The organism is Avibacterium paragallinarum (genome assembly GCF_900450705.1).
Lineage (GTDB): Bacteria > Pseudomonadota > Gammaproteobacteria > Enterobacterales > Pasteurellaceae > Avibacterium > Avibacterium paragallinarum.
Map to the genome: position 1 here is coordinate 120,897 of NZ_UGHK01000001.1, position 15,283 is coordinate 136,179.

Genomic DNA, 15,283 nt, shown 5'->3' on the forward strand with positions numbered 1-15,283 from the left:
GGATTAAAAGCACCGCTAGCCAGTTTAAAGGTTTAGGCAAAAGTATTGGTATGGTTTCTAACCGTATTAATGGCATTGGCAATATCACTATCCCTGTATTAGGTATTGGTGCGGTAGCGGGTGCAACCACCGTTGGTAAATCTTTACTGCGTACAGCGGCAGATTTTGAGATGGCTGGTATCCGTATGAAGCAAACTTTCGGTGAGCGAGGTGATGAAGCCACAGCGTGGTTAAAAGACTTTGCGACTAATACACCAATGGCATTTGGCGATGTACAAAATGCCATGATGCGTTTGCAAACAGCGGGAATTGATCCAATGAACGGCTCATTACAAGCCTTAGTGGACTACAACGCGAAAGTGGGCGGTGATGCGGCAAACCTTGATGGCTATATTTCTGCTATATCTAAGGGATTTATCAAGGGCAAGCTCTCAATGGAGGAAATCAATCCATTGCTTGAGCGTAACGTTAAAGTCTTTGAATTATTAGCCCAAGAAACAGGCGGAAAATACACAGCCGAACAAATGCAGAAAATGTTGCAAGAAGGCAAGTTAGGACGCCGTGCTATTAAAGCCCTTTTGCGAGCGATGGGAAAAGATGCTGCAGGCTCTGCCAAAGAGCAGATGAAAACCTGGGACGGCTTAGCCTCTAATCTTGGCGATACTTGGACTGCAATGCAAGCACGCTTTATGGAGCATGGAGCGTTTGATGCGTTAAAAAAAGAACTCGGAAATTTAATCACTTGGCTTAATGAAAACATGGAAGATGGTACGCTAGATGAGTTTGCGAAAACGGTTAGCGAGACGCTGATTACTGGCTTAAATGATCTGAAATCAATGGCAAAAGAAGTGAAACCTGTTTTGGAAAGTATTGGGTCAGTAATGAGCTGGCTATCTGAAAAAGCTGGGGGATATGGAAATATTGCCAAATTTGCTGCCGCACTTTATGGTGCAAACAAGATTGCACGCCTTGGATTTGGATTGGGTAAAGGGATGTATGGATTTGGCAAAGGCACTTATGGTGCAGGTTCAACCCTTTGGGCGGCTGGCAAAACCTTATTAGGTCGTGGCAATGTGGCGAACTTTGCAGCAAATGCCGTAGCTGGAGCGGAAGGGGTACAATCGGTTTATGTGGTAAATATGCCCGATATGGGTGGCTTTGGCGGTGGAAAGAAACGTCGTAATCGACGCAATCAAAGAAAAAATAGTCGACCAAATAGATCTATTAGCCCGCAAAAACAAATGAAAAAGGTTAATACGCCATCAAATAACGCAATGCCTAAGCCGAAGGTCTTCCCAACGGGGCAGAAGTTAGCCAATGGCGTAAAACAGGCAACCAGTGCGATGAAAAACACGAGTCTTAATGTCGCAAAATCTACCGCAAGTATTACTAAATCCGCCACCACTGCTATTGGTAAAACAGTGGGAAAAGCCTTGCCTTTGGTTAATACGGGCTTAGCCATTGCACAAGGGGCCGCCGTTTTATTAGATGATGAAGCCTCAACTAAAGAAAAAAGCGAATCAATTGGCTCTATTGCAGGAGCTACCGCTGGGGCATTTATTGGACAAGCATTGATTCCTATTCCCGTTGTTGGGGCAGCAATTGGCGGATTTTTAGGCGAAACTATTGGTGGCTGGCTTGGTGAAAAAGTGGGCGAGGTAATAGAAGATAAACCCACACAACCGCCTGCTGAAAAACTCTCAAGTGCGGTGCAAAATGTGGGGCAAGCGGTCGGTCATTTTGTCAGTGGTGAAGTGGGTGAGAAACTCGCTAGCATTAATCCAATTGACACTAAATTGAATGGTCTTATTGAGGTGAAAGTTAAAGCCAGTGAAGGGTTGGTGACCAGTGTGGCTAAATCGAACTTAAATACCAATCAAGCCAATAGCTCATTAGGACTCAGTGTGTTAATGGGTAATAGCGGACAAGGATTATACGGAGGGGCATAATGCGTAGGAAAAGTGGCAAGGGAAGCTTTCGCGGCATCCCTTTTTTAATCGAAGAGCAACAGGATATTTCTGGCGGTCGTCGTTTAGTGCAGTTTGAATATCCACTACGTGATGATGGATTAACTGAAGATTTAGGCTTGCGATTACGCAATTACCATGTGAGCTGTTTAGTCATTGGTGATGACTATATTAAACAAGCAGAAAAGCTGATTGAAGCCTTAGAAAAACCCGATGAAGGGGAATTAAAACACCCTTATTTTGGCACAAAAACAGTGCGGGTCGAAGATTATAAAACCAGTTACTCCACCTCCGAGCAACGTATTGCTCGCTTTGAAATTACGTTTATCCCGGCTATCAACGACATTGCTCCCTTAGCAAAAAAGGATACGCTTTTGGGAGCATTAAGTCAGTATGCTGATGCACTTAATGCATTAGCAGATGAATTTGCAGAGATGATTGAAGAGGCATTAGCTTTTTTAGACGAACTAACCGCCCCTATCTTTGAGCTTGTTGATGCGTTTGTCGGCTTAATCGAAACAGTTTTTGATGGAGGCTATATGCTTGTTGGGGCTGGCATGGAATTTAAAAACCGTTTAATAAGCGTTAAAAACCAAATTGGTGTTTTAATCCGTACACCAAAATTACTAGCAAAAGAATTACAAGCCTTAGTTAATTTCAGCACACAAATAGGCGTTTATCAATCAGGGCGTTATCGCCCCCAAACACAATATGGCAATTTAACCGTTAGCCAAAACATAGATAACAAAAAGCAAAGTGCGGTGGAAAGCAAACGTGTTTTTGTATGGCTTGATACGATGATTAATAGTGTACAGACACAACAGAACAAACTACACCACCACTATGGTGAATTACAGACATCTGATGTGTCAAGACTTGCACAAAGCCAATTACAACACCAGCCGTTAAGTTTGGCTCTTGCTCGGACTTTTCGTGGACAATCAAAGCAAAATATGGTTGCCCTGTTACAAGCAAAGACCCAGTTTATTTTCTTACGTCTTATACAAGCTAGCCTTGTAATGGAGTATGGCAATGCCATTATGCGTGAGGTGAGTTTATCAAGCCAAATGCGTAATATAAAAATCACCGAAGGCATTATCCCTAATGCGATCGAAAGCAAAGGAGATGTACAACGTTATATGAACGAAATAAATGAGCGATTAGAAACCTTAGTCTTTGCCCTAGCTGATAATGAGCAGTGGCAAAGCTATGATGCTTTAGAGCAATATCGCCTCGCTCTTTTGAGTGATTTACGCACACGCGGTGAATTATTGGCTCATAGTCAAACAATAACGCTTAATGATACACAACCCGCCCTTGTGGTTGAATTTAATACTAATGGCAATGCGAGAGGCTGGGAGAAATTAAGTTTACGTAACCATATTCGTCATCCGTTATTTTGTGTGGGTGGCAAGGAGATTGAAGTTTTATTATGACAACATCTTTAACCCAACCCCAAATTGAACTTTATCTTAACGGTCTGATTTTTTCAGGCTGGAAATCCCTTTCTGTCACCCGCTCGCTGGAAGCAATGAGTGGACATTTTGAGTTGGGGATAGCCGTACGCCCTGAAGATGATGTTAGTGCCTTACAAGTTGGCGGTAGTCTGGTTTTAAAAATGAATGGGCAAACTGTGATCACGGGGTATTTAGATGATCTGACACAAAATATTAGCGGTACAAATAAAGACATTCGTATTACTGGACGAGATAAAACAGCGGATTTAGTGGATTGTTCGGTTATTCATCACAGCTACCATTTCCGCAATCAGACGGTAAAACAAATAGCTCAAGTGCTTTGCCAGCCATTTAATATCAATGTGGTGTGGGAGGTATTAACCTCTAAAGCTAATGATGTGATCAAAGTATGGCAAGTTGAGCCAGGTGAGACGGTGTTTGATACCTTAACCAAATTAGCTCGCCATAAAGGGATATTAGTCACCTCTGATGTAGAGGGAAATTTAGTCTTTACTGAGCCAAGTACAGAATTAAAAGGCGAATTGATCTTAGGACAAAATATTTTAGAACTTGAAACCACTGACAGTTGGGCAAACCGTTTTTCCCTTTATCGGGTTATTGGTGATGCGGAGCAAGGTGGCGAAAAAGGGGGGAAAGGGAAAACCTCAGCTCCTGAAGATCCCGATATTTATGTGTAGGACAAGGAGAATAAACAATGACAGCGAGTGGTTTAAAAGTGGAAGTCAGCGATCAGGAAATTACACGCTATCGCCCAATGGTAATTATTGCTGATGATAACATGACAGGCTCAACGGGCTATCAACGAGGTATGTGGGAGCTTAAACGCAATAAAGCGGAAGCCAAAAAAGAAACGGTTACTGTGCAAGGTTGGCAAAAGCCAGATGGCTCACTTTGGTTACCCAATGAAGTGGTTTCTCTTACTGCACTTGAATTGGGATTTGAGCGGGCGGAGCGTTTAATTATTGAGGTAAATTTTATTCTTGATGATAGTAGTGGTACTCGCACAATTTTAACCTTAATGCATCGTGATGCCTTTAATGAGCCACCGCAAGCCTTAGATGAAGTACAGAAAAAAAGTAAAACAGCGAAAAAATCAAATAAAGACAATGTGAAAGAATTTACTGACTTTAAACAGGAATAAATACATTATGCAAGGTTTAAATCGTCTTTTAGCCCCACTTAAACGCAATTTAAAATCCCTGATAGCACGTGGTGTGGTTTCTATTGTAACAGACTCTTTTGCCCGTCAAAATCTGCAATTACGTCTGCAAGCTGATGAGGTGATTGATGAGGTGGAACGTTTTCAAAATTACGGACATTCCAGTGTGCCTTTTGGCGGTGAAGCCATAGTGTTATCTGTAGGCGGTAAACGCTCGCATCTCATTGCTATTGCGGTTGAGGATAAAAGCGTGCGTCCAACTAATCTAAAAGTGGGTGATTCAGTTTTATATCATGCCGAAGGGCATCGCTTACTCTTAACCGAAAATGGAGAGGCCATTCTTACATGCAAAAAATTTGTGATTGATGCGGAAGAACAAGTGAAGTTTGAAACTCCACAAACGCAATTTTCAGGTGATGTTGTTATTCTTGGAAAATCAACAGCAGAAGATCACATCTCCAACGGTAAAAGTGGTGCAAATCACGACCATGTAGTGGGGGTGGGGAAACCAGTATAGAGGATTTATGAGCGATTTAAGCATAATGTGGAAAAATGGCGAAGGAGATTTAGTTGCCCTTGATGACGCATTATTGCTTGATGATACCCTGACGACCTCTATCATTATTAGCCTTTTTACTGATATGCGTGTCGATAAGCAACGTGGTTGGTGGGGTAATACATTTGGGCAAGATGAATTAGGTTCTCGCCTTTGGACACTTACCCGCTCTAAGCAACTCAACACCGTATTAGATGATGCACAAGCCTTACAATGGTTGGTGCAAGATAAACAGGCTACCGCCCTTGAGGTGATCGCCACTAATCCTAACGATGGCGTGCTGTTATTAACCGTTGTAATTACTTTGCCCAATGGAACAACAGAGCAACGTACATTTTACAGCACTTGGAGTCTTTAATGCCTTATCAATCCCCGACATTATCACAACTTATCCAACAAGGCGAACAACAGTTTTTAAGCCGTTTTCCTGATCTTAAACGCCATTCGGTAATTTCCGTATTAAATCGCGTTAATGCCGCCCTTAGTGCTGGAGAGCATAAACATCTTGATTGGTTGGCTAAGCAAATCATCCCTACCACAGCCGATGAGGATTATTTGCTTGATTATTGCATGTATAAAGGGGTTTTCCGCAAACCTGCTATAGCAGCAACAGGCATTATCCGTATTGAAGCTGTAGATGCTGCTGAAATACCAAAAGGAACAACATGGCGTGATAGTCGTACTGAGTTGAGCTTTATTGCCACAGCCACGCAACAAATTGACGCGGGGACGGCAGAGATTGCTGTGCAATGTGAAGCAGTTGGTAATCAAGGTAATGTTGCTGTCAATACGCAAGTTAGCCTCACTAATGCGATTTTAAACGTTAAACCAAAAGCAACCATTATACAGATGAGCGGTGGAGCAGATCTGGAATCGTTATCAAGTCTGTTAAGTCGCTTAATCCAGCGTGTGCAATATCCTCCAGCAGGAGGAGCATCGCATGATTATGTCCGCTGGGCTTTAGAAGTTTCAGGGATTACACGGGCTTGGTGTTTCCCGCGTTATTATGGCGGTGGCACAGTTGGCGTGGCGATTGTGCTTGATGAGCAAGCCGATATTTTACCTACCTCACAAGATTGTGAGCGGGTGAAAAACTATATTAGCGGACATAAAAACAGCGTCACAGGATTGTGGGAAGGTATGCCTGCCAATGTGGAGCTCTTTGTCTTTGCACCAAAAGTTAGGCGTTTGGATTTAACGATTCGCTTGATGCCAAATACTGATGCTGTGCAAAGTGCGGTGAAATCTGCCTTAGTTTCTCTTTTTCGCGGATTACCACCAGGAGGCTTACTCTATCTCTCTCATTTGCGAGCCTGTATTTCAAATGTAGTAACCGAAATTGATAACAGCCTATTGTCTGTACAGTCAGACATTCAGCTTGCTCCTGATGAGATTTTGGTATTAGGGGAAATCCAATGGCAGGCATAAGCACCGAACAATATCTTGACGCGGGATTAAAGCTATTACCTGTAGGGCTGGCTTGGACTCGTCATCCAGACAGTAATTTTGCAAAAATACTTAGCATCCGGGCAGAACAGCTTAGTCAAGCCAATGAACTTGCTCATCAGCTCGTTAAAGAACGGATATTAGGTAATGCGTTTTTACTTTTAGATGAGTGGGAAGCCTTTTTAGGACTTCCTGAATGCAGTGAAATTAATACCATTGAGGCACGTCGAACCGCATTGGTCGCAAAAGATAATGAAATTGGATCGTTTAATAAACATTATCTTGAGGAGGTTGCAGCTCAAAATGGCTATCAAATCCGCGTTATTACTTATTACCCACATCATTGTTTGCGAGATTGCCGTTATCCGTTATATCCCCAAGAAAATGCGTGGCGTGTGTTTATTTATACCACTAGTCGAAACGTCAGAAATATGACGTGCTTAGACGATATAACAAACGAACTCACTATGATTGAACGCTCAAAAATTGAATGTTTTTTAAAGCGTTTTTGTTATTCCCACTTAGAAATGATTTTTATCTATGAGGATTAATTATGTATGCACTTGATAATGAGTCTGGTGTGGCGGTAATGCCACCTGTAAAAGCCCAGAAAAAAGCACCCAATGAACCACAATGGTTTACAGAAGGGGGAAATGGTGTAGCCCCTACTTATCCTGGTGCGGATTGGTTTAATATCATGCAAGCAGAGCTTCTGAATATTTTAACTGATGCAGGTATTACACCAGATAAAACGCAACTTAATCAACTCACCTTGGCGATACGTACTTTGGCACGTAATGAAATAGGTAACTTGCCAGCAGCAAGTGGCACGGTTGCAGGGATATTGCGGCTTACCGACAGCATCAATATGGCATCAAGTGTGTTTGGGGCAAGTGCGTTGGCGGTGAAAACGGCGTTTGATAAAGCCGAAAGGGCTTACCATTTGGCTGAAAGCAAACAATCCCCTGCCACAACCTTAGCGGGCTATGGGATTGGTGATTTTAAGGTGGGGACATCCACCGGTGATGCCAATGATTGCAAGATTGACGGCAATTATTATTTTGCCAGCGGGCAAAATTTACCGAGTGCAGGTGAGTGGCATATTGAGGTGATTAGCGGCGGGCAAAATAATGCTATCCGACAAATTGCCCGTAAAGCCAATGAGAGCAAGGTTCAAACCCGTTATTTTAACGGCACGTCTTGGAGTGCGTGGAAAGAGGTGGGCGGTGATGGGGTGCCTGTTGGCTCTGTTGTTGCGTTTCCAAGTGCGGTACAAAATCCGCACGGATTTTTACGCTGTGACGGCTCAACCTTTGGGAGAACAACTTATCCCGCCCTTTATCAAGCCTTAGGGGTGAACACATTGCCCGACCTGCGTCGCTCTGATGTGGGAATGACCGCCTATTTTGCCACCGACAATATCCCCGAAGGCTGGATTGCCTTTGATGACATTGAAGAGCAAGTTAGCGAACAGGCTTATCCCGAACTGTATCGCCATCTTGTGGCGAAATATGGCAGCCTTTCCGCCGTGCCGAAAGCGAAAGACCGCTTTATTCGTAACGCGGGAGCATTGCTTGCGGTGGGTGAGGTGCAACAAGACGCCCTTCAAGACCACTTTCACTATATTCCTACCGAAGCCGGGGGCGATTATCAAGCCGAGAAAGGTATCACTATCGTCATTCATGATAGTGATACCACCAATGTAGTGCCGGGTGCGTTTAAGCCCGCACAAAAAGGCAGGGTGCAGGCGAACAACGTGGCGGTCGCCGATGGGGCAAGGGCAAAAACCTACCTTGCTTCTACGAAGGATAGGACAGAGAAAGATACGCGAACTGCGGAAGAAACGCGCCCGAAATCCCTTGTTCTCAAACTCTGCATTAAAGCACAAAACACGCTCGATGGGGTGCAGTTTTGGATTAAGGCGTTTGGAGAGATTGCTAATGCTGGGCAACTTGATGCAAGTAGATTGGCACAAGATATTCAAGAAGTGAAGGCAAAAAAAGCGGACGTGTTACATACGCATAGGGTGAGTGAAATAACGGATTTTGAACGAAGCGTAGAGCAATACCTTAACAATCTTTTTAGCCAACAGTTTACAGAAAATGGCTGGAGCAAATTGCCCAATGGATTAATTATTCAATGGGGTAAGTTTAGAGCAGGGTGGGAAGCAACCACACAACGGCGAGTAACATTTCCAATAACCTTTCCTAATCAAGTATTTTTTATTGGACTCACAGAGTTTACTAAGATGTGGAGCTACACAAGTACCGTACAAAGCCGTGGACAGATGGATAATAGTGGTTTTGAGGTAGTCAGCCAGCGAAATGACACGATGTTTTTAGCAATAGGTTATTAAGGGGGAACAATGTATTTTTTTAACAGACTCACACAAGGTTTTTTCCTAGCGGGGATACATGTTATCCCCGAGGGTTCAGTAGAAATTAGCGAAGAAACCTACCGCACTTTACTTATCGGGCAAAGTGAGGGAAAACAGATTATCCCCGATGAGCGGGGCTATCCCGTTTTGATTGAGCCCCAGCCAAGCCCTTATCACAGATTGCAAGGGGGAAAATGGGTGATGGATGAGGAGCAAAAAGCCGCTTGGTTAGCTGCACAACAAGCCGAAGTATGGAAAAAAATTAAAGAAGAACGTTATCGTCGCACGCATAGTGGGGTGTATGTTGCGAGTGTGAATAAATGGTTTCACACCGATGAGGTAAGTCGCCAACAATATACCTTTATGCGGACATTACCCAGTTTTCCTGAAACGCAATGGAAAACAATGGATAACAGTTTTGTATTGATGAATGAGGCATTATTAGACCAGCTAGCATTAACGCTAATGCAACAAGAGCAAGCCAATTTTGACAACGCTGAAAAGCACCGCTTGGCGATGTTGGCGGTGGATAACCCGTTAGATTATGACTACAGCACAGGCTGGCAGGAGGTTTATCATGGATAATCGAGTTTATTTAGCTCTCTATAAAGGCAACCGCAGTGGCAAAGGTTTTGCCGTGCTTAAAGCCAAATTAGGTGACTGGCTCACTCGTAAGCTCACTAAAGGCCAATACTCCCATTGTGAGATTGCCGTTGCTCGGCGTGAGTGGCTAAGTGGTCATCATTATGACCACGAGATTGTTTACGACTGTTACAGCTCATCAATCCGAGATGGTGGGGTGCGTTGCAAGCAGATTGACCTTGATAACGGCAAGTGGGATTTAATTCCGCTTTATGGGGTCGATGAGGCTAAAGTTAAGGGATATTTTTGGCAAACTAAAGATAAAAAATACGACTGGTTAGGGGCGTTAGGGATTGTGTTATTTACCCCGCAAGCACGCGACAAATTTTTTTTGCAGTGAGTGGTGTGCAAATGCGATTAATGGCGGTGATGAGGGCTGGCGGTTTAGTCCAAATCATTTAGCGGCAATTTTTAAATTAAAACATAAGGAGTAAATTGTAGATGAAAGGAAATCTAACATTTGGACAAAAAGCAGTAGGATTAACTTTTAATCCTGATAATAACGATGAAGTGACAAAGTGCAAACGGCTTTATGCGGATATCATTGATCAACTTAATGAGTTACGTAACTCAACAAATATACTAGAGGTTAAGCGTTTAGCCAGCGTGGCAATCACTGAAGCACAAACCGCTCAAATGTGGAGTGTAAAAGCGATTACTTACAAAGATTGAGAATGTAACAAGTAAACATAAAGAAGCGGCGATGTGGTAGGCTCTGACCTCTACCACATCAGCCTAAGCAGATAGCACCTGCATAGACCCGAGACCGCTTTGTCTGACCAGACGGACGGATTGTAACAAAACCGCGTAAAGTGAGAAAGTCTATGCAAAAAGATTTGCAAGAAATGCGGTGCAAGTGCTGTAAAAAGCTCCTTGCACGCACAAAAGATAATCAATATTTAGAAATTAAATGTGTGCGGTGTAAAACCTTAAACACATTTAAACCTACTCGTTAAACAACTCAGAGTGTCCGAATGCCTTGAGCGTCAGAACGCCATAATTTAAGGATAAATTATGGCAAACAAGAAAATCATTGTTTGGGCGTTATTTGATAGCGGCAACGGCTGCTATACCCAAGCAGCAAAAGCATTTCGCAATATTAAAATCTATCCTATCGGCATTGATATTGAGCGTAAAAATCGGCATTTTCTACCGCTGAATTTAGCGGATTTTGGGCGGTTGTTTGGTGATAAAACCCTGTTTAATAAGCTAGATAGCCTCCCTAAACCCGATGTCATTTTAGCCAGTCCGCCTTGTGAGAGTTTTTCCGTTGCCAACTCTATTAAGGGCGGGAATGTCTGTTGGCAATGGCAGGGAAATACACGCTTTGCTATTCGTCGTCGCAAAGATTTTGACGCGGCAGCGGTTAAAAAGCGACGTTATCGTTATGAGACCTCTTTTTTAAATCGAATTAATGGTGAGCTTTGCATTTATAACACCATTGAGATTATTAAACGGTATCAGCCGAAAATTTATGTGATTGAAAACCCTTATGCGAGCCGCCTTTGGCACTATCTTGATGAGATTTTAGCCTTTCCTCTTCCTTATGCGAACCCTACCTATTATGGGAATTATGGCTGGCCCTGCAAAAAGGCGACTAAGTTTAAAAGCAATATTCCGCTAAATTTGCGTTATCAGCATTATATTTCGGGCAAAACGATGTTTGACTGTTTACACAGTTATAACGCCCGTTCAGCCATTCCGTTGCCGCTTATCCACGATATTTATCGTCGTATTATTGAGGTATTAGGGGGTAACGATGCGTCATTTTAATCAAGCACCGTTGCCGTTTGTCGGGCAAAAACGGCTGTTTTTAAATGCCTTTAAACAGGTTTTAAATGAGCATATTTCTGATGATGGGGAGGGGTGGACGATTGTCGATGCTTTTGGAGGAAGTGGTTTATTAAGCCATGTGGCAAAGCGTATCAAGTCCAAAGCACGGGTGATTTATAATGATTTTGATGGCTATGCCGACAGGTTAAAACACATAAGCGATACAAATCGTTTACGAGCTGAACTGCTTCAAATTGTTGGCGATATTGTACCCAAAAACAAGCGATTAGATAACAATAAAAAGCAAGAAATCATCAATAAAATCAATGATTTTAAGGGATTTAAAGACCTCAACACCATTGCAAGTTGGTTGCTTTTCAGTGGGCAACAAGTCAGCTCATTTGAGGAGCTATTTAGCAAGACATTTTGGAATGGAATAAAGCTGGCTGATTATCCTAGTGCAGAGGATTACCTTGATGGGCTTGAGATAGTCAGCGAGCCATTTCAACAGCTTCTGCCTAAGTTTGCCGACAACCCTAAAGCCCTGTTTGTGTTAGACTCGCCTTATCTTTGCACCAAGCAAAACAGCTATAAAATGGCAAATTATTTTGATTTGATTGATTTCTTGCAGCTTATTGACCGAACACGACCGCCTTATGTGTTTTTTAGCTCCACTAAGTCAGAGTTTGTGCGGTTTATTGCGTATATGGTGCAGGCGAAAAAGGATAACTGGCAAGCCTTTGATGGAGCTGAGCGGATAGTCCTTCAAACATCGTTAAACTATCAGGTTAGCTATGAGGATAATTTGGTGTTTAAATTCTAAAAATTAAGGGGCTAACGCCCCTATTTTTCAACGCCCGCCTTATAGCCTGCCTCATAAGCCGCACGCATAAGGCGTTTGATATTCCATACGCCCATATCATAAAAATCTAAATGGTCGCTCATTCGGGTCTCTAATGTTTCAATATCCCCCACCTCTTTTGCAATGGTTTCTAATACGTTGTTAATAGCTTTTTCAGTTGGTTTTTTCATTGCTTATTTCCCTCTTAAAATGTTTGCGATTTTGTCAGCGATTTGCTGGGCGACAATGTCAAAGTTAGTCTCGATTGAAACGCGTTGGCGACAATGTTCAGAGTGTTCAACCAGCGTGCCTTGTGGCATATAAAGTAAATAAATTGTTGGCTCATTTTGATAACTATCTTGACGGACTTGAAAGCGGCGTTTCCCTTGCACAAATTCCCCATTTTTAAAGCCGTGATGGTTTTCAAGTCTGGTGGTTAAGTGTTGAATAAATTCTCGTGTATTAAATTTCATTTTTATGTCCCTGTTGTTTTATGTTGGGGGCATCATTGCTCGTTGGGGACGAGGAGTAAAGGGGAAATAAGCGGGTAATTAAGCTGACTGGCTAACAATGTAGCTGGGGAGGTATGGAGGTCTATTTCAGCATCGTTTAAAAGCAGTTTAAATAGTGTTTAAATATCATAAAAAATCCACATAACGTGGGAAATTTTTTTCTCAAGTTATGTGGATGCTTTTCTCATTTTTCGCGGACGGCTTCAACGGATAAACTCAGGAACATCGGAAATAGTATGAGTTGAAATATTAAAATTTTCCATCGCTCTTAGTGTGTGTATTCCCCAATAAGCATCATTAGGTACTTCTCGTTTACCAAGTAAATCAACTTCAATGCGTACATTTGTCATAATTAGTTCCTTATATTTTGTTAAATATGACTCTATTATAGATATTTAATTTAGGGAAAAACTTGAAGTAGATCACATTGTTAAAAATGTATATAAGATATTAATTTATCGTTAGAATTAGATTTTTTGTGTGTAATGGAAGGAAGATGATATCTCGCTAATTAAACTAGAACACCTATCTATTAATAGCTGTTCTAGTTTTGAAACAAATAGTAAAAATTTTACGATTTATATATTATCTGTGGAGCTTGGTTTTTTGTTACCGTACTCTCTTCAATGATTACCTTCTCGACATTTTTCAATGAAGGAAGATCGTACATCGTATCAAGCAACAATCCCTCTACGATAGAACGCAATCCCCTCGCCCCCGTTTTTCTTTCCAACGCCTGTTTTGCCATTGCCACGAGGGCAGCGTGGGTAAATTCTAACTTCACATTTTCAAGGTTGAATAGCACTTGATATTGCTTAGTAAGTGCATTTTTCGGTTCGGTCAGAATTTGGATTAAGGCTTCTTCATCAAGATCGGCTAATGGTGCTATCACGGGTAAACGCCCAATAAATTCAGGGATTAAACCAAATTTCATTAAATCATCAGGTTCAACTTGGGCAAATAGTTCCGTCAAGGTAGCTTTATCTGATTCTCCTTTCACTTCTGCTCCAAAGCCGATACCACTACCTACATGTACGCGTTTTTCAATGATTCTATCTAACCCCGCGAAAGCTCCGCCGCAGATAAAGAGAATTTTTGATGTATCAAGGCGTAACATCTCTTGTTGTGGGTGTTTGCGTCCACCTTGTGGTGGGATTGACGCAATCGTTCCCTCTACTAATTTAAGTAAGGCTTGCTGAACACCCTCGCCTGATACATCACGGGTAATAGATGGGTTCTCTGATTTCCGCGTAATTTTGTCAATTTCATCAATGTAAATAATGCCTTTTTCTGCTTTTTCCACGTCATAATCGCAATTTTGCAAAAGTTTTTGTAGCACATTTTCTACATCTTCACCAACATAACCCGCTTCGGTGAGTGTGGTTGCATCAGCCATTGCAAAAGGCACATTCAGCATTCTAGCTAGGGTTTCTGCCAATAGGGTTTTTCCGCTTCCCGTTGGACCAATGAGCAAAATATTACTTTTGCCTAGTTCCACATCGTCAGCCTTATAGCCCGCCTGTTGGCGTTTGTAATGATTATACACCGCAACGGCAAGCACTTTTTTGGCATAGTTTTGCCCAATGACATAATCATCTAAATGCGCGCGAATTTGATGAGGCGTAGGTAATGCCACCTGTTCTGTTTGTTGCTCACTTTCTTCCTGAGTTTCCGCTGTTTGCTGCTCCGCTTCAACTAAAAAATTATGGCAACGTTCAATACATTCATTACAAATTGCACCTTCTACGCCAGAAATAAGTTTTTTTACTTGGCTACGGTCATTACCGCAAATAGAGCAATGGAGTTGTTGTTCTGTTGTCATAATTTATTCCGTTTCTCTTTTAATTAGGACTTCGTCAATTAAGCCGTAAGCTTTGGCTTCTTCGGCAGACATAAAATTGTCGCGATCAGTATCGTTTTCAATTTTTGCTAAAGGCTGCCCTGTGTGGAATGCCAATTTTTCATTCAATGTCTGCTTAATTTTTAAGATTTCTTGGGCGTGAATTTGAATATCGGAAGCCTGCCCACGGAATCCCCCTAGTGGTTGGTGAATCATCACCCGTGCATTTGGTAATGCCGCACGTTTGCCCGGTGTGCCACCCGCGAGTAAAAATGCTCCCATTGAACAAGCCTGTCCAATACAAAGGGTTCTCACATCAGGCTTAATGAATTGCATTGTGTCATAAATCGCCATTCCCGCGGTTACCGAGCCGCCCGGAGAGTTAATGTAAATACTAATATCTTTGTCTGGATTTTCCGATTCTAAAAAAAGCAGTTGTGCGACGATCAAATTCGCCATATTGTCTTCAACTTGCCCACTTAAAAAAATCACACGCTCTTTCAATAAACGTGAATAAATGTCATATGAACGCTCGCCTCTTGCAGTCTGTTCAACGACCATAGGGATTAAAGCCATAGAAATCTCCATTAATCTTTTCCGATAGGCGTGCTATCAGGAAATCAAATAATAAAAGTGCGGTCATTTTTCGCTTAAAAAAAACGACCGCACTTTAAAAGGGTAATAAAATCCGA

18 protein-coding genes and 2 pseudogenes are annotated in these 15,283 nt (G+C 42.2%); 15 read left to right on the plus strand and 5 right to left on the minus strand.

What is annotated here, in order from left to right; all coding sequences use genetic code 11:
• Positions 1-50 precede the first annotated feature (50 nt).
• The 15 genes and pseudogenes from DXZ23_RS00795 to DXZ23_RS00865 all read left to right on the plus strand — a co-directional run bounded on the left by DXZ23_RS00795 (position 51) and on the right by DXZ23_RS00865 (position 12,221).
• Entirely contained in the window at positions 51-1,949 is a 1,899-nt protein-coding gene (locus DXZ23_RS00795; protein WP_017806882.1) for a tape measure protein, read from the plus strand.
• Complete coding sequence (locus tag DXZ23_RS00800; protein ID WP_017806883.1) at positions 1,949-3,403, plus strand: DNA circularization protein; 1,455 nt, start codon at positions 1,949-1,951, stop codon at positions 3,401-3,403. The genes DXZ23_RS00795 and DXZ23_RS00800 overlap by 1 nt, the downstream gene beginning before the upstream one ends.
• Positions 3,400-4,122, plus strand: coding sequence for a phage baseplate assembly protein (locus tag DXZ23_RS00805; RefSeq protein WP_017806884.1), 723 nt, complete (start codon positions 3,400-3,402; stop codon positions 4,120-4,122). The genes DXZ23_RS00800 and DXZ23_RS00805 overlap by 4 nt, the downstream gene beginning before the upstream one ends.
• A gap of 17 nt (positions 4,123-4,139) precedes the next feature.
• Positions 4,140-4,586, plus strand: coding sequence for a phage baseplate assembly protein (locus DXZ23_RS00810; protein WP_017806885.1), 447 nt, complete (start codon positions 4,140-4,142; stop codon positions 4,584-4,586).
• Positions 4,587-4,593: 7 nt separating this feature from the next.
• The gene (locus DXZ23_RS00815; RefSeq protein ID WP_017806886.1) at positions 4,594-5,121 is read left to right on the plus strand and encodes a phage baseplate assembly protein V; all 528 of its coding nucleotides are present in this window, start codon (positions 4,594-4,596) and stop codon (positions 5,119-5,121) included.
• 7 nt (positions 5,122-5,128) lie between these two features.
• Complete coding sequence (locus DXZ23_RS00820; protein ID WP_017806887.1) at positions 5,129-5,518, plus strand: phage GP46 family protein; 390 nt, start codon at positions 5,129-5,131, stop codon at positions 5,516-5,518.
• Positions 5,518-6,588, plus strand: coding sequence for a baseplate J/gp47 family protein (locus DXZ23_RS00825; RefSeq protein WP_021724121.1), 1,071 nt, complete (start codon positions 5,518-5,520; stop codon positions 6,586-6,588). The genes DXZ23_RS00820 and DXZ23_RS00825 overlap by 1 nt, the downstream gene beginning before the upstream one ends.
• Entirely contained in the window at positions 6,576-7,157 is a 582-nt protein-coding gene (locus tag DXZ23_RS00830) for a putative phage tail protein (protein ID WP_017806889.1), read from the plus strand. The genes DXZ23_RS00825 and DXZ23_RS00830 overlap by 13 nt, the downstream gene beginning before the upstream one ends.
• Before the next feature lie 2 nt (positions 7,158-7,159).
• Positions 7,160-8,962 (plus strand): tail fiber protein, encoded by a 1,803-nt coding sequence (locus tag DXZ23_RS00835; RefSeq protein ID WP_114995382.1) that lies wholly within the window; start codon positions 7,160-7,162, stop codon positions 8,960-8,962.
• Positions 8,963-8,971: 9 nt separating this feature from the next.
• Positions 8,972-9,568, plus strand: a complete 597-nt coding sequence (locus DXZ23_RS00840; RefSeq protein ID WP_035695579.1) for a DUF4376 domain-containing protein — start codon at positions 8,972-8,974, stop codon at positions 9,566-9,568.
• Positions 9,561-10,059, plus strand: a pseudogene (locus DXZ23_RS00845) (enoyl-CoA hydratase). Before DXZ23_RS00840 ends, DXZ23_RS00845 begins: the two are co-directional and overlap by 8 nt.
• Before the next feature lie 7 nt (positions 10,060-10,066).
• Entirely contained in the window at positions 10,067-10,297 is a 231-nt protein-coding gene (locus DXZ23_RS00850) for an Acb2/Tad1 domain-containing protein (RefSeq protein ID WP_017807578.1), read from the plus strand.
• 173 nt (positions 10,298-10,470) lie between these two features.
• A complete protein-coding gene (locus tag DXZ23_RS00855) occupies positions 10,471-10,581 on the plus strand; it encodes a Com family DNA-binding transcriptional regulator (protein WP_082188684.1) in 111 nt (36 codons plus the stop codon).
• A 58-nt stretch (positions 10,582-10,639) separates the two neighbouring features.
• Positions 10,640-11,398: a class I SAM-dependent methyltransferase gene (locus tag DXZ23_RS00860; RefSeq protein WP_021723659.1), complete on the plus strand. Its 759-nt coding sequence runs from the start codon at positions 10,640-10,642 to the stop codon at positions 11,396-11,398.
• A complete protein-coding gene (locus DXZ23_RS00865; RefSeq protein WP_035695578.1) occupies positions 11,385-12,221 on the plus strand; it encodes a hypothetical protein in 837 nt (278 codons plus the stop codon). Before DXZ23_RS00860 ends, DXZ23_RS00865 begins: the two co-directional genes overlap by 14 nt.
• Positions 12,222-12,241: 20 nt before the next feature.
• Here the strand turns inward: DXZ23_RS00865 and DXZ23_RS00870 are convergent, their stop codons facing one another.
• From DXZ23_RS00870 to clpP, 5 genes and pseudogenes are all read right to left on the minus strand, one after another.
• Entirely contained in the window at positions 12,242-12,430 is a 189-nt protein-coding gene (locus DXZ23_RS00870; RefSeq protein ID WP_039088530.1) for a DUF6900 domain-containing protein, read from the minus strand.
• 3 nt (positions 12,431-12,433) lie between these two features.
• Positions 12,434-12,712: a hypothetical protein gene (locus tag DXZ23_RS00875; RefSeq protein ID WP_017806894.1), complete on the minus strand. Its 279-nt coding sequence runs from the start codon at positions 12,710-12,712 to the stop codon at positions 12,434-12,436.
• 245 nt (positions 12,713-12,957) lie between these two features.
• A pseudogene (gene aspA, locus DXZ23_RS00880) lies at positions 12,958-13,101 on the minus strand (aspartate ammonia-lyase); the annotation flags it as partial.
• 221 nt (positions 13,102-13,322) lie between these two features.
• The gene (gene clpX / locus DXZ23_RS00885; protein ID WP_017806896.1) at positions 13,323-14,573 is read right to left on the minus strand and encodes an ATP-dependent protease ATP-binding subunit ClpX; all 1,251 of its coding nucleotides are present in this window, start codon (positions 14,571-14,573) and stop codon (positions 13,323-13,325) included.
• Between the two features lie 3 nt (positions 14,574-14,576).
• Positions 14,577-15,167: an ATP-dependent Clp endopeptidase proteolytic subunit ClpP gene (gene clpP, locus DXZ23_RS00890; protein WP_017806897.1), complete on the minus strand. Its 591-nt coding sequence runs from the start codon at positions 15,165-15,167 to the stop codon at positions 14,577-14,579.
• Positions 15,168-15,283: the final 116 nt, after the last annotated feature.

What these genes read in the sequence shown, in the direction of transcription:
- DXZ23_RS00795 (WP_017806882.1), top strand. Translation starts at nt 51, where the DNA reads ATGGTTTCTAACCGTATTAATGGCATTGGCAATATCACTATCCCTGTA.
- DXZ23_RS00800 (WP_017806883.1), top strand. Translation starts at nt 1,949, where the DNA reads ATGCGTAGGAAAAGTGGCAAGGGAAGCTTTCGCGGCATCCCTTTTTTA.
- DXZ23_RS00805 (WP_017806884.1), top strand. Translation starts at nt 3,400, where the DNA reads ATGACAACATCTTTAACCCAACCCCAAATTGAACTTTATCTTAACGGT.
- DXZ23_RS00810 (WP_017806885.1), top strand. Translation starts at nt 4,140, where the DNA reads ATGACAGCGAGTGGTTTAAAAGTGGAAGTCAGCGATCAGGAAATTACA.
- DXZ23_RS00815 (WP_017806886.1), top strand. Translation starts at nt 4,594, where the DNA reads ATGCAAGGTTTAAATCGTCTTTTAGCCCCACTTAAACGCAATTTAAAA.
- DXZ23_RS00820 (WP_017806887.1), top strand. Translation starts at nt 5,129, where the DNA reads ATGAGCGATTTAAGCATAATGTGGAAAAATGGCGAAGGAGATTTAGTT.
- DXZ23_RS00825 (WP_021724121.1), top strand. Translation starts at nt 5,518, where the DNA reads ATGCCTTATCAATCCCCGACATTATCACAACTTATCCAACAAGGCGAA.
- DXZ23_RS00830 (WP_017806889.1), top strand. Translation starts at nt 6,576, where the DNA reads ATGGCAGGCATAAGCACCGAACAATATCTTGACGCGGGATTAAAGCTA.
- DXZ23_RS00835 (WP_114995382.1), top strand. Translation starts at nt 7,160, where the DNA reads ATGTATGCACTTGATAATGAGTCTGGTGTGGCGGTAATGCCACCTGTA.
- DXZ23_RS00840 (WP_035695579.1), top strand. Translation starts at nt 8,972, where the DNA reads ATGTATTTTTTTAACAGACTCACACAAGGTTTTTTCCTAGCGGGGATA.
- DXZ23_RS00850 (WP_017807578.1), top strand. Translation starts at nt 10,067, where the DNA reads ATGAAAGGAAATCTAACATTTGGACAAAAAGCAGTAGGATTAACTTTT.
- DXZ23_RS00855 (WP_082188684.1), top strand. Translation starts at nt 10,471, where the DNA reads ATGCGGTGCAAGTGCTGTAAAAAGCTCCTTGCACGCACAAAAGATAAT.
- DXZ23_RS00860 (WP_021723659.1), top strand. Translation starts at nt 10,640, where the DNA reads ATGGCAAACAAGAAAATCATTGTTTGGGCGTTATTTGATAGCGGCAAC.
- DXZ23_RS00865 (WP_035695578.1), top strand. Translation starts at nt 11,385, where the DNA reads ATGCGTCATTTTAATCAAGCACCGTTGCCGTTTGTCGGGCAAAAACGG.
- DXZ23_RS00870 (WP_039088530.1), bottom strand. Translation starts at nt 12,430, where the DNA reads ATGAAAAAACCAACTGAAAAAGCTATTAACAACGTATTAGAAACCATT.
- DXZ23_RS00875 (WP_017806894.1), bottom strand. Translation starts at nt 12,712, where the DNA reads ATGAAATTTAATACACGAGAATTTATTCAACACTTAACCACCAGACTT.
- clpX (WP_017806896.1), bottom strand. Translation starts at nt 14,573, where the DNA reads ATGACAACAGAACAACAACTCCATTGCTCTATTTGCGGTAATGACCGT.
- clpP (WP_017806897.1), bottom strand. Translation starts at nt 15,167, where the DNA reads ATGGCTTTAATCCCTATGGTCGTTGAACAGACTGCAAGAGGCGAGCGT.